The sequence below is a fragment of the Streptomyces sp. NPDC127190 genome (assembly GCF_042672505.1).
Classification (GTDB): Bacteria; Actinomycetota; Actinomycetes; order Streptomycetales; family Streptomycetaceae; genus Streptomyces.
Genome location: NZ_JBHXVE010000005.1, coordinates 145,191 through 169,583 on the forward strand (window position 1 = coordinate 145,191; position 24,393 = coordinate 169,583).

Annotated in this window: 23 protein-coding genes; 15 read left to right on the forward strand and 8 right to left on the reverse strand. The window is 73.5% G+C overall.

Features of this window, described 5'->3' with window-relative positions:
* Positions 1-104 precede the first annotated feature (104 nt).
* Both ACFVIU_RS10930 and ACFVIU_RS10935 read left to right on the forward strand, forming a co-directional pair.
* Positions 105-512, forward strand: a complete 408-nt coding sequence (locus ACFVIU_RS10930) for a hypothetical protein (RefSeq protein ID WP_385841957.1) — start codon at positions 105-107, stop codon at positions 510-512.
* Positions 509-778 (forward strand): hypothetical protein, encoded by a 270-nt coding sequence (locus ACFVIU_RS10935; RefSeq protein ID WP_385841958.1) that lies wholly within the window; start codon positions 509-511, stop codon positions 776-778. Before ACFVIU_RS10930 ends, ACFVIU_RS10935 begins: the two co-directional genes overlap by 4 nt.
* On the opposite strand, the gene dnaN is transcribed toward ACFVIU_RS10935, so the two are convergent.
* From dnaN to ACFVIU_RS10950, 3 genes are all read right to left on the reverse strand, one after another.
* Complete coding sequence (gene dnaN, locus ACFVIU_RS10940; RefSeq protein WP_385842205.1) at positions 775-1,950, reverse strand: DNA polymerase III subunit beta; 1,176 nt, start codon at positions 1,948-1,950, stop codon at positions 775-777. The genes ACFVIU_RS10935 and dnaN overlap by 4 nt on opposite strands.
* Before the next feature lie 80 nt (positions 1,951-2,030).
* Complete coding sequence (locus tag ACFVIU_RS10945; RefSeq protein WP_385841959.1) at positions 2,031-2,414, reverse strand: Zn-ribbon domain-containing OB-fold protein; 384 nt, start codon at positions 2,412-2,414, stop codon at positions 2,031-2,033.
* A 77-nt stretch (positions 2,415-2,491) separates the two neighbouring features.
* Positions 2,492-2,944 (reverse strand): DoxX family membrane protein, encoded by a 453-nt coding sequence (locus ACFVIU_RS10950; RefSeq protein WP_385841960.1) that lies wholly within the window; start codon positions 2,942-2,944, stop codon positions 2,492-2,494.
* Positions 2,945-3,123: 179 nt separating this feature from the next.
* Between ACFVIU_RS10950 and ACFVIU_RS10955 the strand changes: the two genes are divergently transcribed.
* The 3 genes from ACFVIU_RS10955 (at position 3,124) to ACFVIU_RS10965 (ending at position 7,454) form a co-directional block, all read left to right on the forward strand.
* Entirely contained in the window at positions 3,124-4,311 is a 1,188-nt protein-coding gene (locus ACFVIU_RS10955) for a flavin-containing monooxygenase (protein WP_385841961.1), read from the forward strand.
* A 141-nt stretch (positions 4,312-4,452) separates the two neighbouring features.
* Positions 4,453-6,672 (forward strand): acetate--CoA ligase family protein, encoded by a 2,220-nt coding sequence (locus ACFVIU_RS10960; protein WP_385841962.1) that lies wholly within the window; start codon positions 4,453-4,455, stop codon positions 6,670-6,672.
* Positions 6,663-7,454 carry an enoyl-CoA hydratase/isomerase family protein gene (locus ACFVIU_RS10965; protein ID WP_385841963.1) on the forward strand — a complete coding sequence of 264 codons (792 nt, stop codon included), beginning with the start codon at positions 6,663-6,665 and terminating at the stop codon, positions 7,452-7,454. Before ACFVIU_RS10960 ends, ACFVIU_RS10965 begins: the two co-directional genes overlap by 10 nt.
* A gap of 61 nt (positions 7,455-7,515) precedes the next feature.
* Here ACFVIU_RS10965 and ACFVIU_RS10970 read toward each other — a convergent pair whose 3' ends face one another.
* The 3 genes from ACFVIU_RS10970 to ACFVIU_RS10980 form a co-directional block, all read right to left on the reverse strand.
* The gene (locus ACFVIU_RS10970; RefSeq protein WP_385841964.1) at positions 7,516-8,925 is read right to left on the reverse strand and encodes an MFS transporter; all 1,410 of its coding nucleotides are present in this window, start codon (positions 8,923-8,925) and stop codon (positions 7,516-7,518) included.
* 154 nt (positions 8,926-9,079) lie between these two features.
* A complete protein-coding gene (locus ACFVIU_RS10975; RefSeq protein ID WP_385841965.1) occupies positions 9,080-9,343 on the reverse strand; it encodes an acyl-CoA carboxylase epsilon subunit in 264 nt (87 codons plus the stop codon).
* The gene (locus tag ACFVIU_RS10980; RefSeq protein ID WP_385841966.1) at positions 9,340-10,890 is read right to left on the reverse strand and encodes an acyl-CoA carboxylase subunit beta; all 1,551 of its coding nucleotides are present in this window, start codon (positions 10,888-10,890) and stop codon (positions 9,340-9,342) included. The genes ACFVIU_RS10975 and ACFVIU_RS10980 overlap by 4 nt, the downstream gene beginning before the upstream one ends.
* Before the next feature lie 167 nt (positions 10,891-11,057).
* On the opposite strand from ACFVIU_RS10980, the gene ACFVIU_RS10985 reads away from it, so the two are divergent.
* The gene (locus ACFVIU_RS10985) at positions 11,058-11,696 is read left to right on the forward strand and encodes a LuxR C-terminal-related transcriptional regulator (RefSeq protein ID WP_385841968.1); all 639 of its coding nucleotides are present in this window, start codon (positions 11,058-11,060) and stop codon (positions 11,694-11,696) included.
* A gap of 39 nt (positions 11,697-11,735) precedes the next feature.
* The gene (locus ACFVIU_RS10990) at positions 11,736-12,509 is read left to right on the forward strand and encodes an SDR family oxidoreductase (protein WP_385841969.1); all 774 of its coding nucleotides are present in this window, start codon (positions 11,736-11,738) and stop codon (positions 12,507-12,509) included.
* 191 nt (positions 12,510-12,700) lie between these two features.
* Here ACFVIU_RS10990 and fabG read toward each other — a convergent pair whose 3' ends face one another.
* On the reverse strand, positions 12,701-13,462 hold the full coding sequence (fabG, locus tag ACFVIU_RS10995; RefSeq protein ID WP_385841970.1) for a 3-oxoacyl-ACP reductase FabG: 762 nt from the start codon (positions 13,460-13,462) through the stop codon (positions 12,701-12,703).
* Between the two features lie 43 nt (positions 13,463-13,505).
* Positions 13,506-15,113, reverse strand: a complete 1,608-nt coding sequence (locus ACFVIU_RS11000; protein WP_385841971.1) for an FAD-dependent monooxygenase — start codon at positions 15,111-15,113, stop codon at positions 13,506-13,508.
* A gap of 284 nt (positions 15,114-15,397) precedes the next feature.
* Between ACFVIU_RS11000 and dmpI the strand changes: the two genes are divergently transcribed.
* From dmpI to ACFVIU_RS11040, 8 genes are all read left to right on the forward strand, one after another.
* A complete protein-coding gene (gene dmpI / locus ACFVIU_RS11005) occupies positions 15,398-15,580 on the forward strand; it encodes a 4-oxalocrotonate tautomerase DmpI (RefSeq protein WP_385841972.1) in 183 nt (60 codons plus the stop codon).
* A gap of 235 nt (positions 15,581-15,815) precedes the next feature.
* Positions 15,816-16,853 carry a phosphotransferase family protein gene (locus ACFVIU_RS11010; RefSeq protein WP_385841973.1) on the forward strand — a complete coding sequence of 346 codons (1,038 nt, stop codon included), beginning with the start codon at positions 15,816-15,818 and terminating at the stop codon, positions 16,851-16,853.
* Positions 16,854-16,939: 86 nt separating this feature from the next.
* Positions 16,940-18,154 (forward strand): acyl-CoA dehydrogenase family protein, encoded by a 1,215-nt coding sequence (locus tag ACFVIU_RS11015; RefSeq protein ID WP_385841975.1) that lies wholly within the window; start codon positions 16,940-16,942, stop codon positions 18,152-18,154.
* A gap of 144 nt (positions 18,155-18,298) precedes the next feature.
* Positions 18,299-19,588, forward strand: a complete 1,290-nt coding sequence (locus ACFVIU_RS11020; protein ID WP_385841976.1) for a beta-ketoacyl-[acyl-carrier-protein] synthase family protein — start codon at positions 18,299-18,301, stop codon at positions 19,586-19,588.
* Entirely contained in the window at positions 19,585-21,507 is a 1,923-nt protein-coding gene (locus ACFVIU_RS11025) for a CoA-transferase (RefSeq protein ID WP_385841978.1), read from the forward strand. The genes ACFVIU_RS11020 and ACFVIU_RS11025 overlap by 4 nt, the downstream gene beginning before the upstream one ends.
* A gap of 43 nt (positions 21,508-21,550) precedes the next feature.
* Positions 21,551-22,528 carry a ketoacyl-ACP synthase III gene (locus ACFVIU_RS11030; protein ID WP_385841979.1) on the forward strand — a complete coding sequence of 326 codons (978 nt, stop codon included), beginning with the start codon at positions 21,551-21,553 and terminating at the stop codon, positions 22,526-22,528.
* Positions 22,529-22,574: 46 nt separating this feature from the next.
* The gene (locus ACFVIU_RS11035) at positions 22,575-23,243 is read left to right on the forward strand and encodes an HAD-IA family hydrolase (RefSeq protein WP_385841981.1); all 669 of its coding nucleotides are present in this window, start codon (positions 22,575-22,577) and stop codon (positions 23,241-23,243) included.
* Positions 23,244-23,275: 32 nt separating this feature from the next.
* Positions 23,276-24,286, forward strand: coding sequence for an AfsA-related hotdog domain-containing protein (locus tag ACFVIU_RS11040; RefSeq protein WP_385841982.1), 1,011 nt, complete (start codon positions 23,276-23,278; stop codon positions 24,284-24,286).
* Positions 24,287-24,393: the final 107 nt, after the last annotated feature.

The following is a 24,393-nucleotide window of genomic DNA, read 5'->3' on the forward strand; positions in this document are numbered from 1 at the left end:
AGCGCAAACGCCTCTTCCGTGCGCCATTCTCTAAGCACCCGAACACGCAGCGTAGCGCCGCGCATGCGCTACGCACTGGCGTTCACGGAAAGGAGCTGGCCACGATGACAACGACGTCGGAGCCCCCCGAGCCCGGCACCCTCTTCTACGACCCCGGCACCGGCAAGGTCGGTGAGTACCGGGACCGGGCCGGGCCCTACGCGATGCTCCGCCCGGTCGGCGGCGGGCTGGAGTGGCAGGCCGACCCGGCGGCGCTGCGGGCGCCCACGGACGGGGAGCGGCTCGGCGCGAAGGTCCGGGCCGTCAATCACCGCACCGGCAGCCAGCCGTCCACCGGGGCGCCGCCGTGCCTCGACGACCTCAGCCGGCCGCCCCGCCCGGTTCCCGGCTGCGCCCCCTGCACGGAGCTGGCGGAGCAGCGGGAGGCGGCCCGGGTGTCGTACGACCGGAGCGCCGAGACCGACGCGAACGTCCTGCTGCGTCAGCACCAGAGGAAGGAACACCGCGCGTGAAGGACATCTCCCAGGGCACCTCCCAGGGCCTGCCGTACGAGGAGTGCAGGCGGCAGGCCGAGCACGCCCCGCCGCGCGACCGGACCGGCCCGTGGCCCGCGTACGCGCTCCCGCCGTTCCATCCGGGGTACGCCAGTGCGCCGAGTACGCCGAGTACGCCGCCGATGCCGAGGACGCCCACCGCGTCCCGCACCAGGCACGAGACGGGTGTCCTCGCCCTCACCCTCCTCTGCATCGCCGGGTTGCTCTGCGCCATCCTGAGCTAGCTCAACTGCCGTACCGCAATGAGGAGATGGCGGTGGTCTTCGATTGCCCCGCCCTCCGGGCCCGGGGCGCCGGTGAGCAGTGCTCGCCGGCCCGGGCCCAACAGTTCGAGCCGTACCCGGGAGGCGTTGAAGGAGTTAAGGGCGTCCAGCAGGTAGGCGGGGTTGAAGGCGACCGCCAGGTCGTCGGCGTCGGTCAGCGTGGCCGCGAGCTGCTGCGAAGCGACGTCGTCCTGGTAGCCCGCGTGCAGGAGGACGGTTCCCCGGGCGGAGAAGTCGAGCCGGGCCGGGCTGTTCGGCTCGGCGACGACCGCGACACGGCGGACGGCGTCGGCGAGCGGCTCCCGGTCCATGACCACGACGGCCGGGGCGTCCAGTGCGAACAGCTTGTCGTGGCGCGGCAGTCGTCCGTCCAGCAGCCGCAGTGTCGTCCGCACCCCGCTTCCCTCGAAGGCGATCAGGCCACCGCCCGAGCCGCCCGAGCCGCCCGAGCCGCCCGAGCCGCCCGTGCCGCTCAGCCCGATGCGGATCCGCCCCGACTTCGCCAGCGCACGGGAGATCTCGGTCAGCCTTCGGCCGGGGACCACCGCCTCCACTGCCTCCACAGGCTCGGATGTCGGTTCCTCCGGCTGCCACGGCAGCACCCGCACGGCATACCGGTAGCGGTCCGTGGCGGACAAGGTCATCGAGTCGCCGTGCAGGCGGAGTTGGATGCCCGTGAGCACCGGCAGGGAGTCGTCACGGCCGGCGGCCACCGCGACCTGGGCGACCGCCGCCGCGAACTCCGCCGCGTCCAGCGTTCCGCGAAAGGCGGGAAGCTCGGGGAGGGCCGGATACTCGTGCCGGGGCAGGGTCGACAGCCCGAAGCGCGTACCGCCCCCTTCCACCGTGAAGCGGGCTCCTTCCAGCGCGCACTCCACCATCGCGTCCGGCAACACCCGGCAGATGTCGAGCAGTCGGCGGCCGGGGACGAGGACCTGGCCGGCTGTCGGCGTCTCCGCCGGGATCTCGACGGTCGCGGACGCCTCGTAGTCGAAGCCCGAGATGCGCAGCCGTCCCTCCGCCGCGTCCAGCGTCAGGCCGCCCAGCACCGGCACGGGCGACCGTGCGGGCAGCGATCTGGCCGCCCAGGCCACGGCCTCGGCGAACATGCCTCGCTCGATCCGGAACTCCATCCCGTGCATCCGTACATCCCCCGTCGCGTCGCACCAGCAGGTCCGCGACGCACGCTATCCAGCAGCACTGACAACGCCCGCTACTGCGCAGGTCGCCGGGGTGCGAACACCGGCACTCCCTCCCGGAAGCGCACCTCCAGTTCCATCCCCGCCCTCAGCTCCCCCTCCCCGCAGCCCACCACCTCGGTCATCATGCGCGGGCCCTCCGCGAGGTCGACCACGGCCGCGATGTAGGGGGTGCGGGTGTCGAAGGGGGGCAGGTCGTTGCGGTGGACCGTGGACCAGGTGTAGAGGGTGGCCCGGCCGGTCGCCTCCTCCCAGCGGACGTCCTCGCTCCAGCAGTGCGGGCAGAACTCGCGGGGATAGTGGTGGGCGCGGGCGCAGGCGGTGCAGCGGCGGAGCAGGAGGCGGCCGGCCGCCGCCGCGTCCCAGTAGGGGCGGGTGAAGGCGTCCGGCTCCGGCAAGTCATAGCGTGGACCCCCCGGAGTCAGCGGGCTGTCCGGAGTCAGCGGGCCTTCCCGAGTCACCGGCCCTTCCGGCGTCATCGGAACCATCCCAGCCACGCGTCCAGCGACCACACCTGCCACGACACGGCGAAGAACGCGACGAGCGAGATCAGCGCCATCATCGAGTTCTGCCCCTGTTCCGCCCAGTCGTGGATCATGAGGGTGAAGTAGAGGGCGTTGAGGAGCAGGCCGCCGAGCAGGGCGACCGGGGTGAGGAAGCCGAGGATGAGCCCCAGGCCGAGGGCGAGTTCGGCGTAGGCGACGACGTAGGCCATCAGCCTGGGGCGGGGGCGGACGACCTTGTCGAAGCCGGTCCGGACCGGTGCCCAGCGGTGTTTCGCCGCCATCTCCGCCGCCCACGCGATCCCACTGCCGCGCTGGAACCAGGCCTTCTTGTCCTTGTGGCGCCAGCTCTCCAGCCACCACAGGCCGAGGCCGATACGCAGGACCGCCAGCCACTGTGCGCCGTCGAGCCATATCGAGTCCATGGAATCTGACGGTACGTCAGGAACCGACCTCCGTACAGGCCGAACGGGCGCCGTACGGACACATGCGGGTGGCGTACGTCACCCGGCCCGCCCACTCCTTCCACATCCGTGATCAATCCGCAACCAATTCCGGTCTTGACCGAGACCCATCAAGCGAGGGTGTGATTACGCTCGCGCTCATGGCCGTCTCCCGTCCCGCCCCCACGCCCCTGCACCAGACCTCCGCCGACCGCCCGGTCTATGTCATCGGCGCAGGTCCCGGCGGTCTCGCCGCCGCCCACGCGCTGCGCAGCCAGGGGGTGCGGGCGGTGGTGCTGGAGAAGAGCGACCGGGTCGGCGCGTCCTGGCGGGGCCACTACGACCGGCTGCGACTGCACACCACCCGGCGGCTGTCCGCTCTGCCGGGGCTCGCGATACCGCGCCGGTTCGGCCGTTGGGTGGCCCGCGACGACGTGGTGCGCTACCTGGAGAAGTACGCCGAGCACCATGAGCTGGAGATCGTCACCGGGGTCAAGGTGTTCCGGGTCGAGCGCACCGAGGACGGCACCGGCTGGCTGCTGCACGCCTCCGGCGGGCGGGAGCTGACCGGCAGCGCGGTGGTCGTCGCCACCGGCTACAACCACACCCCGCGGCTGCCCGACTGGCCGGGCCGGGAGTCGTACGAGGGCGAGCTGCTGCACGCGGGCGGCTACCGCAACGCCGAGCCGTACGCCGGGCGGGACGTGCTGGTCGTCGGGGTCGGCAACACCGGCGCCGAGATCGCCGTGGACCTGGTGGAGGGCGGGGCCGGGCGGGTGCGGCTGGCGGTGCGGACGGTGCCGCACATCGTGCGCCGCTCCACCCTCGGCTGGCCCGCGCAGTACTCGGGGGTGCTGATCAGACGGCTGCCGGTGCGGCTCGTCGACGGACTGTGCCGGCTCCAGGCCCGCGTCGCCGTCCCCGACCTGTCCGCACACGGGCTGCCACGGCCGGACACCGGGCTGTACAGCAGGGCGCGCGAGGGCGCCATCCCGGTGCAGGACGTCGGTCTGATCGACGCCGTGCGCCGGGGGAAGGTGGAGATCGTGGCGGCCGTCGAGGGGTTCGAGGGCGGCGAGGTGGTGCTCGCCGACGGGAGCCGGATCGCGCCGGACGCGGTGATCGCGGCCACCGGGTACACCCGGGCGCTGGAGGGGCTGGTCGGGCATCTGGGGGTGCTGGACGGGCGCGGCAGGCCGGTGGTGCACGGCGGCCGCAGTCCCGCCGAGGCGCCCGGCCTGTACTTCACCGGGTACACCAACCCGATCAGCGGGATGCTCCGCGAGCTGGCGCTGGACGCCGTGAAGATCGCGAAGGCGGTCGCCAAGGGGGTCGGAGCGCGCCGATGACACCCGGGTCCCGCCCGTAAGTTTGCCGTTCCGGCATGTTCCTGACGCTTCGTCAGTTCAGTAATCTGACAGAGCGTCAGTTGAATGCCGTCTCACGGCGCCGTCCCCCGCGGTGCCGTCTCACGAGGAGCGGGCGGAACGATGCTTGGATCGACCCACGGCACCCTCACCACCGACTCCCGCCGGGCCCGCGCCCTCGCCTGCGGCGAGCAGCGGCCCGGCCCCGTCGTCTCCGGCCGGGTCGACGACCTGGACGTCAGCGGGCGCCCGCTGCACGCGGACGTGCCCGACCTGACCCGCTTCTTCCGCCCCGAGTCCGTCGCCGTGATCGGCGCCTCGGACGCCGAGGGACGGCCCCACACCGGGATCACCCGGCAGCTGCTGGCGTGGGCCGAGCGGGTGGGCGCGCGGGTGCACCCGGTGCATCCGGCCCGGCCGTCGGTCTTCGGCCTGCCCTGCGTCCGCTCCGTCGCCGCCCTGCCGGAACCGGTCGACCTGGCCGTGCTGCTGGTCGCCGACCCGCTGCCGGTGATCGGCGAACTGGCCGAGGCCAAGGTGAGGTTCGCGGTCGCCTTCGCCTCCGGGTTCGCGGAGACCGGCGCGGCCGGGGCGGCGGCGCAGGAGCGGCTCGCCGAGGCCGTACGGCGGTCCGGGGTGCGGCTGGTCGGGCCGAACACCAACCTCAACGCCTTCGAACGGTTCCGCGACGACCTCGACGGCCCGGCGATCGCGCTGATCACCCAGTCCGGGCACCAGGGCCGCCCGGTCTTCGCCCTCCAGGAGCTGGGCATCCGGCTCTCGCACTGGGCGCCGACCGGCAACGAGGCCGACCTGGAGACCGCCGACTTCCTCTCCTGGTTCGCCGAGCAGCCCGAGGTCGGGGCCATCGCCGCCTATCTGGAGGGGCTGAAGGACGGCCGCGCCTTCCTGCTCGCCGCCGACCGGGCCGCCCGCCGCGGGGTGCCGGTGGTCGCGGTCAAGGTGGGCCGCACCGAGACCGGCGCGCGTACGGCCGCCTCGCACACCGGCAAGCTCACCGGCGCCGACGACGTGGTGGACGCGGCCATGCGGCAGTTCGGGGTGGTACGGGTCGACGGGCTGGACGAACTCCAGGACACCGCCGCCCTGCTGGCCCGGGCCCGGGCGCCGCTCGCGGACGGGGTCGCGGTGTACTCCATCTCCGGCGGTACCGGCGCCCATGTCGCCGACCTGGCCGCGGCGGCGGGACTGCGGCTGCCCCGGCTGTCCGCGGCCCGGCAGGCCGAGCTGCACCAGTGGATACCGGAGTACCTGAGCGTGGCCAACCCGGTGGACAGCGGTGGCCACCCGGTCGGCGACCACCGGGGCCGCAGGATCATCGACGCGCTGCTCGCCGACCCCGAGGTGGGCGTGCTGATCTGCCCGGTCACCGGCCCCTTCCCGCCGCTCAGCGACCGGCTGGTGCGGGATCTGGTGGACGCGGCCGAGGAGACCGACAAGCTGGTGTGCGTGGTGTGGGGTTCACCGGTCGGCACTGAGCCCGCGTACCGGGAGGTGCTGCTGGGCTCCGCCCGGGTGGCCACCTTCCGGACCGTCGGCAACTGCCTCACCGCGGTGCGGGCCTGGCTCGGCCACCACCGCTTCGTGGCCGGCTACCGCTCCCCCTTCGACGCGGCCCCGCGCACCCTCTCCCCCTCCTTCCGCAAGGCCCAGCCGCTGCTCCAGCCCGGCCGGCAGCTCAGCGAGCACGCGGCCAAGCAGCTGCTGCGCGCGTACGGCATCCGGGTGCCGCGCGAGCAGCTGGTGACCAGCGCCGCGGCGGCCGTACGGGCGGCCGCGCAGATCGGCTACCCGGTGGTGATGAAGGCATCCGGCGCGCAGCTCGCCCACAAGACCGAGCTGGGCCTGGTGAAGATCGGGCTGACCTCGGCGAGCCAGGTCCGCGACGGCTACCGGGAGCTGACCGACATCGCCCGCTACGAGGGGATCGGGCTGGACGGGATCCTGGTGTGCCAGATGGTCGAGCGGGGCGTGGAGACGGTCGTCGGGATCGGCCAGGACGCGCTGTTCGGGCCGACGGTGACGGTGGGGCTGGGCGGGGTGCTGGTGGAGGTCCTGCACGACACGGCCGTACGGGTGCCGCCGTTCGGCGAGGACCAGGCCCACGCCATGCTGGCCGAGCTGCGCGGCCGGGCCCTGCTGGACGGCGTCCGCGGCCGGCCCCCGGCCGACCGGGAGGCGCTGGTGGAGGTGATCCTGCGGGTCCAGCGCATGGCGCTCGAACTGTCCGACTCCATAGCCGAGTTGGACATCAACCCGCTGCTGGTGCTGCCCCGGGGCCAGGGGGCCGTGGCGGTGGACGCGCTGGTGGTGTGCAGGTGAGCGGGGTACGGCACGAGGTGCGGGAGCAGGTCGCGTACGTGACCATCGACCGCCCCGAGGCCCTCGGCGCCCTCACTCCGGCCATGCGGGACCGGATCACCGAGCTGCTGGCCGAGGCCTCGGCCGATCCGGAGGTGCGGGCGGTGGTGCTCACCGGCACCGGGCGCGGGTTCTGTACGGGCGCGGATCTGCGCGGTGCGCCCGCCGCGGGGGAGCGGATCCCCGGAGACGTCGCGCGCACCCTCCGTACCGGCGCCCAACGGCTGATCGGGGCCGTACTGGACTGCGAGAAGCCGGTGCTGGCCGCCGTGAACGGCACGGCCGCCGGGCTCGGTGCGCAGCTGGCGTTCGCCTGCGACCTGGTGCTGGCCGCCGAGTCGGCCCGGTTCGTCGAGGTGTTCGTGCGGCGCGGACTCGTACCGGACGGCGGCGGCGCGTATCTGCTGCCGCGGCTGGTCGGGGTGCAGCGGGCGAAGGAGCTGATGTTCTTCGGGGACACGGTCCCGGCGGCGGAGGCGGAGCGTCTCGGGCTGGTCAACCGCGTGGTCGCCGACGCCGAGCTGGCGAAGACCGCCCGTGCGTGGGCGACCCGGCTGGCCACCGGCCCGACCCGCGCCCTGGCCCTGACCAAGCACCTGGTGAACACCTCCCTGGACACCGACCGCGCGTCCGCGTTCGCGGCGGAGGCCTGGGCGCAGGAGATCAACCTGTCGACGGCGGACGCACGGGAAGGGCTTCGGGCGTTCGCGGAGCGCCGGAACGCGGAGTTCCGGGGGCGGTAGCGGACGCCGGAAGGGCCCCGGCGGCGTCGTTGACGCCGGGGCCCTTCCGTGCGGGTCCGGGTCAGCGGCGGCGCAGGCCGGTGCTGACCAGGATCGAGCCGATGAGGACGATCGAGGCGTCCACCAGCAGCGCGGTGTGGATGCCGGCCAGGGTGGAGCCGGTGGCGTTCATCCGGGCGGTGGCGATGGAGCTGAGCACCGGGATGCCCATGGTGATGCCGACCTGCTGGGTCATCGAGGCGAGACCGGTGGCCAGGCCCTGCTCGCCGTCGGGCAGGCCGGAGGTGGCCGTGACCATGTAGCCGACGACCGCCGAGATATGGCCGAAGGCACCGGCCGAGGACGCGGCCAGCATCACCGCGAGGGCCCCGCCGCCGCCGTGGCCGGCGAGGAACAGCGCGCTGGTGGCCACGGCCTGGAGCAGCATGCCGGAGCCGAGGACCAGGCGGTTGCTGTAGCGGCCGATCAGCTTCGGGGCGTACAGGCCGCCGAGGAACGCGGCGACACCGATGCCGCAGAAGGCGAGACCGGTCTGGAGCGGGGTGTAGCCGAAGACCTCCTGGAGGTACAGGGTCAGCAGGAAGATGACCGAGCTCTCCATGGTGAAGGTGATCAGACCGGCGAAGTTGCCCCACTTCACGGTCTGCCGGGTCAGCACCCGCACCGGGGCGAGCGGGGCCTTGGCGCGCAGCTCGATCAGCCAGAAGGCGCCGAGCAGGACGACGGCGGCGGCGATGGTGGCCAGGGCGACCGGGTCGGTCCAGCCGTGCTGGCCGGCCTCGGTGACGCCGTACACCAGGGCGAGCAGACCGCCGGTGACGGTGACCGCGCCGGGGACGTCCAGCTTGGTGCGCTCACCCCGGCTCTCGGGGATCACGGCCGGCGCGGCGAGCAGGATCGCGGCGGCGACGGGCACGTTGATGAAGAAGGCCCAGCGCCAGCTCAGCAGGTCGGTGAGGACACCGCCGAAGATGGCTCCGACGCAGAACCCGGCCGACAGCAGCATGCCGTTGAGACCGAGCGCCTTGTCCCGCAGCGGGCCCTCGGGGAGGGTGGTGGTCAGCAGGGACAGCGCCGCCGGGGTGGCCAGCGCGCAGGCGAGACCCTGGGCGACGCGCGCCACGAGCAGCACGGCGGGGCCGTTGGCGATACCGCCGACGAAGGAGCCGGCGGCCAGCAGGGCCATGCCGAGGAGCAGCATCCGGCGCCGGCCGGCCAGGTCGGCGAGGCGGCCGAAGAGCAGGGTGAAGCCGGCCGAGGGCAGCATCATCGCGGTGGAGATCCACTGGAGGTTCGCCAGCGAGAAGCCGAGCCCCTTGCCTATGTCGGGCAGGGCGACGTTCAGGATGGAGAAGTCGACGGACAGCATGAACTGCGAGCCGAGCAGCAGGCTCAGGACCAGGCGCTGCCGCGAGGTCATACGCGTCGACTCCGGGACGGCGACGGGCGCGTCTACGGAGGTGGTAGCCATCACGTTCCAATCGTGGTGGGGCGGGGATTCGGGCTCTGACGGGTGAGGAAGCTCAACTCGGCCGCGTTGCGGGGGCGTTCCCGCCCGTACGCAGCACGCTAGGAAGCGGTCCCGGGCCGCTCAAGGAAAGTGCCACCGAGGTACGGCCCCGGTGTCACCTAAGTGACATCGGCCCGGCCGGCGGGGTGCGCCAGGTGCCGGTGCGGGGGCGCTGATGGGGCCGCCGCCAGCCGGCGCGGGGCCGTGCGGCGGCCCCCGGGCCGGAGGCGGAGGGGCCGGAGGCGGACGGGTGGGTGGCGGCTTCGGCGCGGACGGCTTCGGCGCGGGCGGCGAGCGCGTGCAGCACCGCCAGGACGGCGGCCAGCTCGCGCTCGTCGGCCCGGCCGCGCAGCACACGTACGGTGTCGGCGCCGCTCATACCGGCTGGTTCCCGTGTTTGCGTTCGGGCAGGGGGGCGTGCTTGCCGCGCAGCATCCGCAGCGAGCGGATCAGCACGGACCGGGTCTCGCGGGGGTCGATGACATCGTCGACGAGGCCGCGTTCGGCGGCGTAGTACGGGTGCATGAGCTGCTCCCGGTACTCGGCGACGCGCCGGGCGCGGGCCTGTTCGGGGTCGTCGGCGGCGGCGATCTCCCGGCGGAAGACGACGTTGGCCGCGCCCTCGGCGCCCATCACCGCGATCTCGTTGGTGGGCCAGGCGAAGGCCAGGTCGCAGCCGATGGAGCGGGAGTCCATGACGATGTACGCACCGCCGTAGGCCTTGCGCAGCACCAGGGATATCCGGGGCACGGTCGCGTCGCAGTAGGCGTACAGCAGCTTGGCGCCGCGCCGGATGATGCCGTCCTGCTCCTGTCCGGTGCCGGGCAGGAAGCCGGGCACGTCGACCAGGGTGACCAGCGGGATGTTGAAGGAGTCGCAGAACTGCACGAACCGCGCGCCCTTCTCGGACGCGGCGATGTCCAGGACACCGGCCTGGACCTGCGGCTGGTTGGCGACGATCCCGACGACCTGGCCGCCGAGCCGGGCCAGCGCGGTGATCAGGTTGGGCGCCCAGCGCTCGTGCAGTTCGAAGAAGTCGCCGTCGTCGGTGATCTCCTCGACGACCCGGCGCATGTCGTACGCCTTGCCGGGGTGCGCGGGCACCAGGTCGAGCAGGGCGTCGCAGGAGCGGTCCACCGGGTCGGCGGTGGGTTCCTCGGGCGGCAGCTCCCGGTTGTTGGCGGGCAGCAGCGACAGCAGGTGCCGTACGTCGGCCAGGCAGGACTCCTCGTCGTCGTGGACGAACGCGGAGACCCCCGAGCGGACGGAGTGGACGTCGGCGCCGCCCAGCTCGTCATGGCCGACCCGCTCCCCGGTGACCGCCTGGACGACGTCCGGACCGGTGATGTACATCTGCGCGGTGCCGCGCACCATGAACACGAAGTCGGTGAGGGCCGGCGAGTAGGCGGCGCCGCCCGCGCAGGGTCCGAGGATCACGCTGATCTGCGGGATGACCCCGGAGGAGCGGACGTTGCGGGTGAAGATGCCGCCGTACCCGGCGAGCGCGGTCACGCCCTCCTGGATGCGGGCGCCGGCGCCGTCGCTGAGGGCGATCAGGGGCGCGCCGGCGGCCTCCGCCAGGTCCATCACCTTGTGGATCTTCTGGGCGTGGGCCTCGCCGAGCGCGCCGCCGAAGACGCGGAAGTCATGGCCGTAGACGAAGACCTGACGGCCGTCGACGGTGCCCCAGCCGGTGACCACGCCGTCGCCGTCCGGCCGTCTGCTCTCCAGTCCGAAGCCGGTGGCCCGGTGCCGGCGCAGCCCCTCCACCTCGGTGAAGGAACCCTTGTCCAGCAGCAGTTCCAGCCGCTCACGGACGGTGAGTTTGCCGCGGGCGTGCTGCCGTTCGGTGGCTTCCGCGCCGGGCCCTTCGGCCGCCTTCCGTTTCCTTTCGGCGAGTTCGCCGAGCCGTTCCTGCAACGCCATCTGCGCCTCCTCTCAACTGCCGTTCACGGTAGGCGGAAAGAGGTGCGGGAATACAGGATCGGGTGTCGAAAGAGACATTCTCCGGGTACCTTCGCGCCATTTTCCGGGCCGGTTACGGGGCGACCGGTTTACGTTCGCATCCCCCGCATCCGCTGGAAGGAGGGGCGATGGCACAGGACGATGCGACGAGTGCGCTGTCCCGGTACCGCGTGGCGGTGGTGGCCGACCCGTTCCCGGTCTCGCGGACGGCGGTGGCCTCGCTGCTCAGGCACTCGGGCGCCCTCGACGACGCCCGGGAGGCCGACAGCGGGCCGGCCGCCGTGGAGCTGGTGCGCCGGCTGCGCGCCGATCTACTGGTGACCGATGTCGACCTGGTCGCCCGTGGTGACGGCGTACACCTGTGTCACCAGGTGAAACGGCTGTCCCGGCCACCGAGCGTGCTGGTCTTCACCGGCGCCGACGACCCGGCCGTGGTCGCCGCCTGCCTGACCGGCGGGGCGGACGGCTTCGTGCACCGCTCGGCGTCCCCCGAGCGGCTGGTGCACGCGGTGGAGACGCTCGCCGTGGGCCGGCCCGTCTGGTACCTGCGCGAGCGCGGCCAGGAGCCGCCGCAGCCGCCGGACGGGGCCCGGGCGCCGGGCATGACATCGCGCGAGCAACAGGTCCTGGGGCTGCTGCTGGCCCGTTATTCCAATGACGAGATAGCGGCCGAGCTGCATGTGGCCAGACAGACCGTGAAAAACCATGTGAGCAATGTGCTGCGCAAGCTCGGCGTGGCCAACCGGCGTGAATTGCTGACGCTTTAGTCCCGTTTCGGATTTCCCCGCCTACGGAGGTAACCCACCGTGACCACCCCTGTCTCCCGTCCTCGTTTCCAGGGCCGGGTCGCCCTCGTCACCGGAGCCAGCCGCGGCATCGGGCTCGCCGTCGCCGAGCGGCTGGTCGCGGAAGGCGCCCGGGTCTGTCTGACCGCCCGCTCGCCCGAACCGCTCGCCGAGGCGGTCACCCTGCTCGGCGGCCCGGAGCACGCCATCGCCGTGGCCGGCAAGGCCGACGACCCCGCCCACCAGAGCGAGGCCGTCGCCCGCACCGTGCAGACCTTCGGCCGGCTGGACGTACTGGTCAACAACACCGGGATCAACCCGGTGTTCGGGCCGGTGCTGGACCTGGAGGACGCCGCGCTGCGCAAGGTGTTCGAGGTGAACGTGCTGGCCGCGCTCGGCTGGCTGCGCCGGGCCCGGGACGCCTGGATGGGCGAGCACGGCGGCGCGGTCGTCAACATGACCGCCGTCGCCGGGCTGCGGCCGGCCGAGGGCATCGGCGCGTACGGCGCGAGCAAGGCCGCGCTGATCCACCTCACCGAACAGCTGGGCCAGGAACTCGGCCCGCGGATCCGGGTCAACTCCGTCGCCCCGGCCGTGGTGAAGACCCGGTTCGCGGCCAAGCTGTACGAGGAGCGGGAGCAGGAGGTCGCCGCGGGCTACGCCCTGGGCCGGCTCGGCACCCCGGAGGACATCGCCGCCGCGGTGGCCTACCTGGCCTCGGACGACGCGTCCTGGGTGACCGGGCAGACGCTCACCGTGGACGGCGGCCTGATCGCGGCCGGCGGCGGTATCTGAGCGGACGACGGCAGGACCTGAGCGGCCGGCAGCGGGAGGTGCGCTGCCGGCCGCAACCGCTCTGCGGGGACCGGCAGCGGGGTATGCGCTGTCGGCCGCTGCCCTGAGGGGGCCGTGTGCCCGGTGTGCCGCGACAGCCCTGAGGGGGCCGGTGCTCGGGCGCCGGCCCCCTTGCGGTGTGTGCGGCCCGGTCAGCAGAGCGGGCCGCCCGCGACGTACAGCACCTGGCCGGAGACGAAGCCGGACCGCTCGCCGGTGAAGAACGAGACGGCCTCGGCGACGTCGTCGGGGGTGCCGACCCGGCGCACCGGGATGCCCGCGGCGCCGCGCTCCTGGAACTCCTCGAAGCTGATGCCCATCCGCTCGGCGGTGGCCCGGGTCATCTCGGTGGCGATGAAGCCGGGGGCGACCGCGTTGGCGGTGATGCCGAACTTGCCCAGTTCCAGGGCGAGGGTCTTGGTGAAGCCCTGGAGACCGGCCTTGGCGGCCGCGTAGTTGGCCTGGCCGCGGTTGCCGAGCGCCGAGGAGGAGGACAGGTTGACGATCCGGCCGTACCCGGCGTCCACCATGTGCTTCTGCACCGCGCGGGTCATCAGGAAGGCGCCGCGCAGATGGACCCCGGCGACCGTGTCCCAGTCGGCGACGGTCATCTTGAACAGCAGGTTGTCGCGGAGCACACCCGCGTTGTTGACCAGGACGGTGGGCGCGCCGAGTTCCTCGGTGACCCGGGCGACGGCCGCCTCGACCTGCGCCTCGTCGGAGACGTCGGCGCCGACGGCGAGCGCCCGGCCGCCGCTCTTCTCGATGCGCCGTACGGTCTCGGCGCCGGAGCCGGCGTCCAGGTCGAGTACGGCGACGGCGTGCCCGTCGGCGGCCAGCCGCTCGGCGGTGGCCGCGCCGATACCGCGGGCCGCCCCGGTGACGACGGCGACCCGCTGCGAGGTGAGGGACATAGGGGGTTCCTTCCAGGTCTTCTTCGGGTAGGCGGGAGCGGCGTCAGACCAGGGCCGTGCGGAGCCAGTCGCGGATCAGGTGCGGGGCCTCGGCAGTACCGCACACCGCGACATAGCCGTCGGGGCGGGTGAGGGCGAGGGTGACCCGGCGGTCGTCGCGGCGCAGGTACGGGGTGGCCGGCGGGGTGTCGGTCAGCTCCTGCCGGGTGGTGTCCAGGTAGCGGACGTCGATCAGGTCGCCGTACCGGGACCCCAGTTCACCGGCGAGCGTGAGCGCCGCGTCGGGGACGGCGGTGTCGGAGGGGGCGGTGACGAGCAGGGTCAGCCGCAGGTCGTCCAGGGCGAGCCGGAGCGGGGTGCGCTGCTGGGTGCGCTCGTCCCACACCGGGCGGTCGGGGACCAGGGCGCCGGTGGTGAACCCGCCGGAGCGGCCCGCGGGTCCGACCGCGGCGCCCTCGCGGTAGACGGTGGTGAGACCGGCGAGACCCGGCACATAGCCGAGGCCGAACAGCCGCAGCGCGGACGCGGTGCGCAGGGCCGCGTCCCGCAGCACGATCTGGCTGCGCTTCTTCGGGGTCCAGGCACGGGTCTGGAGGTCGGCCTGGCGGATCACGGTTTTCGCGACCTGCTCGCGTTCGCCGGCGTAGCTGTCGAGCAGCGGATCGCCGGCCCGGCCGGAGTGCGCGAGGGCGATCTTCCAGGCGAGGTTGTGGGCGTCCTGCACACCGGTGTTCAGGCCCTGCCCGCCGGCCGGGCTGTGGATGTGCGCGGCGTCCCCGGCGAGGAAGATCCGGCCCTCGCGGGTGCGGCCCGCGTGCCGGGCGTGCACGGCGAAGCCGGCCGTCCAGGTGGGGTCGAGGAGCCGCAGCCCGCCGGGGCAGCGCTCGTCCACCAGGCGCTGGATCAGGGCCAGGTCGACGTCCTCGCGGTCGGTGCCGGGCGGGGCGGCGGTGAACACCCGGAACCGGCCGCCGGGCATCCCGACCAGGACGACGATGCCCTTCGGGCCGCAGAAGTAGTAGTTGGCGTCGGGCACCAGCGGGCCCTCGATGCGCACGTCGGCGAGCGCGAACAGGTTCTCGTAGGTGCTGCCCTCGAAGGGGATGCCGAGCAGCTTGCGCACGGTGCTGCTCGCGCCGTCGCTGCCGATGACGTACGAGAACTCCTCGCGCAGCTCGGTGCCGTCGGGGCCGCGCAGGGTGGCGTAGACCCGGTCGGGCCGCTGGTCCAGCGCGACCAGCTCGGTGCCCCACTCCACCTTGCCGCCGACGCCGGCCAGCGACTCGGCGAGGAGGGTCTCCACGTCGTTCTGGGGCAGGGTCACCGGGCGGGTGCGCTCGGTGAAGCGGACCCGGGCCACCTCGCGGCCCAGCGAGTGGTAGCGCAGGGACTCGATGGGCAGGCCGTACTGCTCGATCCGGGCGGCGCCGCCGAGCCGGCGCAGCAGCTCCAGGGTGCGCGGCCACACCGCGAGGGCCTTGCTCAGCGGGGAGGGCCCCGGGGCGCGGTCCACGCAGCGCACCGGCACCTCGCGGCGGAGCAGTTCGGTGGCGGCGGTCAGCCCGACGGGGCCGGCTCCGACGACCAGCACGGGGCGGTCCACGGGGCCGGGGTGGTCCAGGGCAAGGGGGCGGTCTTCTGTCTGCGTCACGGTCTTACCCCACTCGGGAAGCGAAGAATTCTGCGGACACGGGCGCGTCGAATGTAGGCACGGGCCCGGGCAGCACGCCGGGCCCGTGTTTCCGAAGAGACATCGGGGGGTCGCCTAGGGGGCACATTCCTTGCCGGGGTCCGCAGCCCGCTCCTAACGTTCTGGTTGTGCCCGGGGCGATGCCGGAAACCACGGAATGCACCACCGGAAAAGCCCCGGCACTCGACAGCTATAAACACTCACAGCGATAAACACTCCCCCCTTTTGAATTCCCGGAGGAAGAAATGCCGATCGTCACCGTGCAGCAGGGTCCGCGCGACATCGAGCTGAAGCGCGACCTGGTCGCCCGGATCACGGACGCCTTCGTCGACGCGTACAAGATCCCGGCCGAGACGGTCCAGGTCTGGATCCAGGAGGTGCCGGCGGACAGCTGGGCCAACGCGGGCAAGCTCGTCGCCGACAGCTGAGCCCCCCAGCAGAGCTGGACACCCCCTTCCCCTGATTTCCCCCTCGTCGCGGGGGGGGGGGGGGGGGGGGGGCCGGGGGCGGCCCGCGCGGCCGCCCCCGCCCGCGCCCCCCCCCCCCCGTCTCGCCCCCCGCCCCGACCCCGATACCCCCCCGGGGGCGGGGCGGGGCGCCCCCCCGGGGGGCCCCCCCCGCGGCGCTTCGCCCCGAGCACACGAGCAGGAGAGTGAGCGCACCGTGCCGGACACCCTCACCGCCGCCGACGGCATCGACACCGGCCGGCTGGCCGCGTGGCTGGACGCCCACCTGCCCGGACGCGGTCCGCTGGGCGCGGTGCGCCCGCTGGCCGGCGGCCGGTCCAATCTGACGTACCGGATCGACTGGGGCGGCCGCAGCCTGGTGCTGCGCCGCCCGCCGCTCGGCCATGTCCTCGCCACCGCGCACGACATGGCCCGCGAACACCGGGTGCTGACCGCGCTCGGCCCGACCGGGGTGCCGGTGCCGCCGACCTACGGGCTGTGCACCGACCCGGCGGTGCTCGGGGCGCCGTTCTACCTGATGGGACTGGTCGAGGGCACGACGTACCGGGGCGACGGCGATCTCGTCCCGCTCGGCCAGGTCTCGGCGCTGCGCACCACGCACGCGCTGGTCGACACCCTGGCCCTGCTGCACTCGGTGGACCCGGCGGCGGCCGGGCTCGCCGACTTCGGCCGGCCGCGCGGCTTCATGACCCGGCAGGTCGCCCGATGGCGCCGCCAGTGGGAGGACTCCCGGACCCGTGAGGTGCCCGGCGCCGACGAGCTGAACGACCGGCTCGCGGCCGGCTGCCCGGACTCCGGGGCGGTCGCGCTGGTGCACGGCGACTACAAGCTGGACAACGTGCTGTTCGACCGGGCCGACCCCGGCCGGATCACCGCCGTACTGGACTGGGAGATGTCCACGCTCGGCGATCCGCTGGCCGACCTCGGGATGCTCTGCATGTACTGGGACGGCTTCGCCGGCGTCGAACGCGCCCCGGTGGCCGCCCCCGGCGCGCTGCCCGGCTGGCCCGGCCGCCAGGACCTGGTGGAGCGGTACGCCGCACACCGCCCGGACGGCCTCGAACGGCTCGGCTGGTACACCGCGTTCGCCTTCTACAAGCTCGCCGCGATCCTCGAGGGCATCCACTGCCGCACCGTGCGGGGCCTGACCGTCGGGGAGGAGACCGCCGACCTCGCCGCCGCCGTACCGCTGCTGGTGGAGCGCGGCCACGCGGCCCTGGGCGCGGCCGGCTGACCCCGCGCCGCACCCCGCGCCCCACCCCACGAACGACACAGCCGACGCAGACGCAGACTTCGCAGACCACGCAACGGAGACACGCCATGGACTTCGCCTACGACGCCCGCACCGAGGAGCTGCGCGGCCGGATGCGCGCCTTCCTCGACGAGCATGTGCTGCCCGCCGAGCCCGTCTTCCACGCCCAGCACCTGGCGGGACACCCCTGGGGCCGCCCGCAGGTCCTCGGCGAGCTGAAGGACGAGGCCCGCCGGCAGGGCCTGTGGAACCTCTTCCTGCCGGACGACCGGTTCGGCGCCGGACTGACCAACCTCCAGTACGCGCCGCTCGCCGAGATCACCGGCCGCAGCCCCTTCATCGCCCCCGAGGCCGTCAACTGCGCCGCCCCCGACACCGGGAACATGGAGGTGCTGGCCCTCTTCGGCACCCCGGAGCAGCAGGACCGCTGGCTGAAGCCGCTGCTGGACGGCGCGATCCGGTCCGCGTTCTGCATGACCGAGCCGGACGTCGCCTCCTCGGACGCGGCGAACATCGCCACCCGGATCCGCCGGGACGGGGACTCGTACGTGATCAACGGCCGCAAGTGGTGGTCGTCCGGGGCCATGGCACCCGAGTGCGAGCTGCTGGTGGTGATGGGCAAGACCGACCCCGACGCGCCCCGCCACCGCCAGCAGTCGATGGTCCTGGTGCCCCGGGACACGCCCGGCGTGCACGTCAAGCGGGGTGTGCACGTCTTCGGCTACACCGACGGGCCGCACGGCGGGCACGGCGAGGTCGTCTTCGAGGACGTACGGGTGCCCGCCGAGAACCTGATCGCCGGCGAGGGCGAGGGGTTCGCCATCGCCCAGGCCCGGCTCGGTCCCGGCCGGATCCACCACTGCATGCGGCTCATCGGCATGGCGGAACGCGCCTTCGACCTGATGTGCGAGCGGGTCAGTCACCGGGTCGCGTTCGGCCGGCCGCTGGCCGAACAGGGCGTGGTGCGCGAGTGGATCGCCGAGTCCCGGGTGCGGATCGAACAGGCCCGGCTGCTGGTACTGAAGACGGCGTACCTGATGGACACCGTCGGCAACAAGGGCGCCCACACCGAGATCCAGGCCATCAAGATCGCGGTGCCGGCGATGGCCGAGTGGGTCATCGACAAGGCCATCCAGGCGCACGGCGGCGGCGGGGTCTCGCAGGACTTCCCGCTGGCCGAACTGTGGGCGCACGCCCGCACACTCCGCCTGGCCGACGGCCCCGACGAGGTCCACCGCGCCTCGCTGGCAAAACGCGAACTGCGCCGGTACGCCGGCAACTGAGCCGCTTTTCCCAAGAACCGCCTCTCCATCCGGAGGGGCGGTTTTCTTTTGTAACACGGACCGGTACCGGGAGTACCGGTCCTCCGCTTATTCGGTACCCGGCGGCCCATGTACCGCCCGCACTTCACTCCTACTGTTTTTCCCATGACGGAATACGAGCGAATATCGAATGACCGCGACAACCGGATCGTGGTCACCGGAATCGGTGTCGTGCTCCCCAACACCTACTCGGTCGACCAGTTCTGGACCAATGTCTCCCAGGGCCGCTCCCAGGTCGGCCCGCTCACCCGCTTCGACAGCGCCGCGGCCGGGCTGCCGGTGCACGCGGCCGCCGAGATCAACGGCTTCGACCACCGCCCCTTCCTGCCGCGGCTCACCGACGCACACGCCGCCAAGTACTCCCGCGAGATCCTGATCTCGATGTCCGCGGTGGCCGAGGCCCGGCGCGACGCCGGTCTCGCCGACGGCGCCGTGGACCCGCGCCGGCTCGGCATCGTGATGTCCTCCTCCCGCGGCCCGCTGGCCTGGTGGCAGAACGTCATGACCGGCGGCGACCCGGCGGCCTACGGCGACAAGGGCGCGATGTTCCGCGGCCTGGCCGGCTGCCCGGCCACCCTGTCCGCCATCTACACCGGCGCCCAGGGCCTGGTCACCACCGTCAGCAACGCCTGCGTCGGCGGCCACCAGGCGATCCAGCTGGCGCTCGGCGAACTGCGCTCCGGCGCCGCCGACGTGATGCTGGTCGGCGGCCACGAGTTCCCGGTCCTCGCCGAGGTCGCCGCCTGCTACCGGGCGATGGGGCACGGCGTGATCTCCTCCGAGCGGGACGAGCCGACCCGCGCGGTCCGGCCGTACAGCGCCTGCCGCGAGGGCTTCGCGCTCGGCGAGGGCTCGGTCGTGCTGTGCCTGGAGCGCGCCTCGGCCGCCGAGGCCCGCGGCGCCCGGGTGTACGCCGAGATCCTCTCCGCCGCCTCCCTGAACGAGGCCGCCCACCCGACCACCATGGACCTGACCGGCAAGGTCACCGCCTCGCTCATCGAGGACGCCCTGACCGCGGCCGGCCGCAGCGCCGAGGACGTCGACTACTTCTGCGCGCACGGCACCGCCACCCGCTACAACGACATCGCCGAGTCCCGCGCGCTGCGCGCCCTGTACCCCGAGCGGACCCCCGCCGCGCTGCCGCCGCTCAGCTCCAACAAGCCGATCTACGGCCACACCTTCGGCCTGGCGGGCATCATCAACGTCGCCGCGACCAGCCTGATGATCCATCACCAGACGCTCGCGCCGACCATCAACTTCACCACGCCCGACCCCGAGTGCGACCACGACCACGTGTTCGAGGGCGCCCGGCCCGCCACGGTGGACCTGGCGGTCTCCATGTCCTTCGCCTTCGGCAGCCAGACGGCGGTCGTCGCGGTGGGAGCGCCGTCATGAGCCGCCCGCTGCTCGCCCGTGACGTCGACGAGCTGGTACGACGCCTGGTCCGCCCCGGCGACCACGTCCATCTGGCCGGCACCCCGTCCCGCCCCAACGCCCTGACCTACGCCCTGTGCCGGGTCTTCGGCGCGGACGGTCGTCTGACGGTCTCCACCACCGCCGTGCACTCCTCCGCCCACGCCCTCGCCCTGTCCGGCGTCGCCGACAAGGTCATCGCGGGCTTCGCGGGCGACACCTACCCCTCCCCCCGCCCCAACCCGCTCTACGCGGACCTCGCCGAGGGCCGGCCCTTCACCTTCGAGGCCTGGTCCCTGCTGTCCTACGTCCAGCGGCTGATCGCCGGTGCGCAGGGCGCCCCGTACGCGGTCACCGGCTCGCTGGCCGGCACCGACCTCGCCGCGGGCAAGCCGGAGGAGCTGCACGTCGTGCCCGACCCGGCCGACCCGGACCGCGAGGTCACCCTGGTCACCGCGCTGCGCCCGGATGTGACCCTGGTGCACGGGGCGGTCGCCGACGAGGACGGCAACATCGCCCTGGCCCCGCCGCTCGGCGAGGGCGCGTGGGCGGCGTACGCGGCCCGGCGCGGGGTGATCGCCTCGGTGGAGCGGATCGTCACCCGGGCGGAGCTGCGCGAGATCGCCGACCGGGTCGTCATCCCGGGCCAGCGCGTCCTGGGCCTGACCGAGGCCCCGCTCGGCGCCCACCCGCAGTCCCTGCGCACCGGCCAACTGGCGGGCGTGGACGGCTACCTGGACGACTACGCCTTCCTGGAGGAGATCGTCGACTCCTGCCACGGCCCGTCCCGCGGCACCGACTGGTACGACACCTGGGTCACCGGCCCCGGCTCCCACGAGGGCTACCTGGCCCGGCTGGGCGAGGCCCGGATCGCCTCCCTGACGGCCCCGCTGAAGCCGGCGCCGAGCGGGCCCGGCGACTACGAGGCCGACGCCGAGGCCTGGTCGGAGGTCTACCGCTGCGAGCAGGAGGCGGTGGAACGGGCGCTGCGCACCAAGGGTGGCCTGATCGCCCCGCAGGGGCGGACGGCCGCCGACGGCGACCACGTCCCGCCGGCGCCCCTCGCACCCGAGCCCCGCGCGGACGGTGCCGTCGCGAAGCCCGTCGCCGACGGGACGGCCGAGCCGGCCGCGACCCGCCAGGAACGCCTGATCGTCCTGGGCGCCAGGGCCGTCGCGGAGCAGGTACGGCAGCACGGCTACGACACCCTCCTGGCCGGCATCGGCACCTCCCACATGTCCGCCTGGCTGGCCGCCGAACTCCTCAGGGCGGGCGGTCACGACGTCAAGGTCGTCGCGGAACTGGGCATGTACGGCTTCTCCCCCGACCCCGGGGACGTGTACCTGTTCAGCCTGCGGCACGCGAAGCGCAGCGAGATGCTCGCCGGCATCCCCGAGATCCTCGGCGGCATGGTCGCGGCCAACCCCCGCGCCCTCGGTGTGCTGGCGGCCGCCGAGATCGACGAGACCGGCACGATCAACACCAGCCGGTCCACCGACGGCCGCTGGCTGACCGGTTCCGGTGGCGCCAACGACATCGCCTCCAGCACGGACTGCGTGGTCATCGCCCCGTCGTCCAGGCGCCGTTACGTCCGCGAGGTCGCCTACCGCACCAGCCCCGGACACCGGGTCCGCGAGGTCGTCAGCGACTTCGGCCGGTTCGTCCGCGAGACGTCCGAGGCCTCGCAGAGCCCGCAGAGCCCCGGTTTCCGGCTGGCGACCTGGCTGCCCGCGGAGGAGGCAGCCGACAGCGCCGAGGAGATGCGCCGGCTGGCCGCGGAGGCGGTGGCCACCCGTACCTCCTGGACCGCGGACGTCAGCGCCGTGGTCCCCGAGAAGCCGGTCACGGACGAGGAGTTGGCGCTGCTGCGCTCCCTCGACCCCAGCGGCCGCTACCGCTGACGACACCCCCCTCACGCCACTCGTACATCCAAGGAGTCCCACCATGCACGCACGCACCGAAGGCCGCACCTGGACCGGCAGCGGTCTGAAGTTCACCGGCCTCGGCCACTACTTCCCCCGCGAGCAGCGCAGCCACGAGGGCGAGGTCACCCTGGACGGGCGGACCTACCCGCCGCAGGCCGCCGCCGAGCTGGGCGTCCGGAGCCTGCACGTCGCCGCCGAGGACGAGACGGTGGAGTTCATGGCCGTCGAGGCGGCCCGGGCGGCGCTCGCCAGGGCCGGCCGCGAGGCCGGTGAGCTGGACCTGGTGGTGCTGGCCAACTGGACCGACCGGCAGTGGATCCCGGAGCTGGCCCCCGGGGTCGCGACGGCGCTCGGCGCGCACGGCGCGCTCGCCTTCGACGTGTGCGGCGCCTGCACGGGCTTCGTGCACGGCGTGCAGACCGCGGCCTCGTTCCTGACCGCGCACCCCGGCTGGAAGCGGGCGGTCGTGGTGGCCGCGGACCGCTTCACCCGGCGGGCCCGCCCCGGCACCCGTGGCCAGCTGGTCTTCGGCGACGCGGCCGGCGCGGTGGTGCTGGAGAAGGGCGACCCGGACGACCCGAGCGGTCTGCTGGACTCGGTGCTGGACTGCGACTCGACGCAGGCCGACGCGGTCGCCGCCCGGCCGCCGGAGGGCTGGCTGCGCCCGAAGCCGGAGCTGATCGACCTGGCCGTCGCCTCCAGCCTGCGCGTCGCCGACAACGTCCTCGACCGCAACGGCCTGAAGACCTCGGACCTCGACTGGCTGGTGCCGCACCCCGGCAACAACGCCATCCACGCGGGCGTCCGCGACGGCCTCGACCTGGACCCCGAGCGGTTCCTCACCAACTTCGCCGAGCGCGGCAACACCGGCTGCGCGTCGATCCCGATCGCGCTGTCCGAGTTCTCCGAGAAGGGCGTGGTCAAGAGCGGCGACCTGGTGCTGTCCACCGCGGTCGGCTCCGGCTGGTACTACGGCGGGCTCCTCTACCGCCTCTGACCCCGCTCCTCCCCCCACCACCGCCCTCACCGCGAAGGACTTCACCATGACCACCACCGCACCCCTCGCCGTCTGGACCGACTTCGGCGGCGTGCTCACCCCTCCGGTCTCCGTCACCTTCAACCTCTTCTGCGACCGGGCCGGCGTCCCGCTGTGGTCGCTGAAGGAGGCCATGCGCATCGTCGGCGAGAAGTACGGCACCGACTCCATGGGCGCCCTCGACATCCCGCTGATCGACGAGGCCACCTGGTCGAGCGAGCTGGAGGACGTGCTCGGCAACGAGTTCGGGATCATCGCCGACCTGTCCGACTTCGGCGACCGCTGGTTCGCCGGACGCCCCGCCAACCAGGCGTGGGCCGGGCACCTGACGGACTTCCGCGCCCAGGGCGCCTTCGTCGGCCTGCTGTCCAACCTGCCGCCGTCCTGGGAGCGGCACCGCCGCTACATGGCCGACGACTCCCTCTTCGACGACATCGTCTGCTCCCACGCCGTCGGCGCCCGCAAGCCGGACCCGGAGATCTTCCGCCTCGCCGCCGAGCGGGCCGGTCTCGAACCGCACCGCTGCGTGCTGGTGGACGACCTGGAGAAGAACGTGGCCGGCGCGATGGAGGCCGGCTGGCAGGCGGTGCTCTTCCACGACGCCGAGCAGGCCGCCCGCCAGGTCCAGGGCCTGCTGGACGCGGCCCGCCCCACCCCGGCCGCCGCCACCCGCTGAGCACCGCCCACCCGCCGAGACGAGGTACCGACATGACCGTACTGCCCCTGCCCCGCACCGCCGCGGGCCCCGCCGCCGCACTCTCCACCCAGCGCACCCTGGCCCGCCACCTGGTGCACCGCTCGGCGCTCGCCGAGGTGTTCCTGACCGACTTCCAGTCGGTCGACGAGCACACCTTCCGGGCCGCGGCCCAGCTCCCGCCGCGCCACTTCTACTACGGCGACCACACGACCCGGCCCGCCGGCCACGACCCGCTCGCCGTGTTCGAGGCCGTACGGCAGATGCTGCTCTGCGCGATGCACCTCCAGCACGACGCGGGCGCCGACACCAAGTCGATCACCGCCACCGCCACGCTGGACATCACCGACGTCACCCCGCTGCGCACCCGCGGCGCCCTGGACCTGGCCCTCGAGGGCTCCGTGGACCTGGCCAAGGAGTACCAGGGCGCGATCTCCCGGGTGGTGCACCGGGTGCGGGTGCTGGCCGGGGGGCGCGAGGTCGGCGTGATCACCGTCGACACCGCGCAGCGCCCCAACGACGTGTACGAGAGGTTGCGCATGAGCCACCGCTCCAGCCCGCCGCCCATGTCGGACACGCTCACCGGCCGCACGGACGGGGTGGCGCCGGCGCCCTGGCTGGTGGGCCGGGAACACGCCGAGAACGTGGTCCTGGAGGACGCCCGCACCGAGGGCGGGAAGCTGGTCGCCCGGCTGCGGGTACCGGTGGACCACCCGAGCATGTTCGACCACGCCCAGGACCATGTGCCGGGCCCGGTGATGATGGAGGCCGCCCGGCAGGCGTCGCTGCTGCTGGCCGCCGACCACCGGGGCGTCTCGCCCGGCGCCTCCTTCCTGGCCGGGGTGCACGCCGAGTACCTGCGCTTCGCCGAACTGGACACCCCCATCACGGTGGTGACCACCCCGGCCGGCCTCGGCACCGGCCTGCTCACGGACGTGGCGTTCGTGCAGCAGGGCGAGGAGGTCGCCCGGATGCGCGTACGACTGGACAGCGCGCTGCCCGCCGTGACCGGCGATGCACGCTGACGAGCCGGTCCGCCCCGGGGGCCCCCCGCGCCCCCCCCCGGGGGCCGCCCCCGCGACTCGGGGGAGACGGGCGGCACCGAACCGGTCAGGGCCCGCAGAGTGCCGTA

Bases quoted from the DNA above. Each gene is read 5' to 3' on its own strand.
- ACFVIU_RS10930 (WP_385841957.1), top strand. From the start codon at position 105: ATGACAACGACGTCGGAGCCCCCCGAGCCCGGCACCCTCTTCTACGAC.
- dnaN (WP_385842205.1), bottom strand. From the start codon at position 1,950: ATGGAGTTCCGGATCGAGCGAGGCATGTTCGCCGAGGCCGTGGCCTGG.
- ACFVIU_RS10950 (WP_385841960.1), bottom strand. From the start codon at position 2,944: ATGGACTCGATATGGCTCGACGGCGCACAGTGGCTGGCGGTCCTGCGT.
- ACFVIU_RS10955 (WP_385841961.1), top strand. From the start codon at position 3,124: ATGGCCGTCTCCCGTCCCGCCCCCACGCCCCTGCACCAGACCTCCGCC.
- ACFVIU_RS10960 (WP_385841962.1), top strand. From the start codon at position 4,453: ATGCTTGGATCGACCCACGGCACCCTCACCACCGACTCCCGCCGGGCC.
- ACFVIU_RS10970 (WP_385841964.1), bottom strand. From the start codon at position 8,925: ATGGCTACCACCTCCGTAGACGCGCCCGTCGCCGTCCCGGAGTCGACG.
- ACFVIU_RS10975 (WP_385841965.1), bottom strand. From the start codon at position 9,343: ATGAGCGGCGCCGACACCGTACGTGTGCTGCGCGGCCGGGCCGACGAG.
- ACFVIU_RS10980 (WP_385841966.1), bottom strand. From the start codon at position 10,890: ATGGCGTTGCAGGAACGGCTCGGCGAACTCGCCGAAAGGAAACGGAAG.
- ACFVIU_RS10985 (WP_385841968.1), top strand. From the start codon at position 11,058: ATGGCACAGGACGATGCGACGAGTGCGCTGTCCCGGTACCGCGTGGCG.
- fabG (WP_385841970.1), bottom strand. From the start codon at position 13,462: ATGTCCCTCACCTCGCAGCGGGTCGCCGTCGTCACCGGGGCGGCCCGC.
- dmpI (WP_385841972.1), top strand. From the start codon at position 15,398: ATGCCGATCGTCACCGTGCAGCAGGGTCCGCGCGACATCGAGCTGAAG.
- ACFVIU_RS11015 (WP_385841975.1), top strand. From the start codon at position 16,940: ATGGACTTCGCCTACGACGCCCGCACCGAGGAGCTGCGCGGCCGGATG.
- ACFVIU_RS11020 (WP_385841976.1), top strand. From the start codon at position 18,299: ATGACGGAATACGAGCGAATATCGAATGACCGCGACAACCGGATCGTG.
- ACFVIU_RS11025 (WP_385841978.1), top strand. From the start codon at position 19,585: ATGAGCCGCCCGCTGCTCGCCCGTGACGTCGACGAGCTGGTACGACGC.
- ACFVIU_RS11030 (WP_385841979.1), top strand. From the start codon at position 21,551: ATGCACGCACGCACCGAAGGCCGCACCTGGACCGGCAGCGGTCTGAAG.
- ACFVIU_RS11035 (WP_385841981.1), top strand. From the start codon at position 22,575: ATGACCACCACCGCACCCCTCGCCGTCTGGACCGACTTCGGCGGCGTG.
- ACFVIU_RS11040 (WP_385841982.1), top strand. From the start codon at position 23,276: ATGACCGTACTGCCCCTGCCCCGCACCGCCGCGGGCCCCGCCGCCGCA.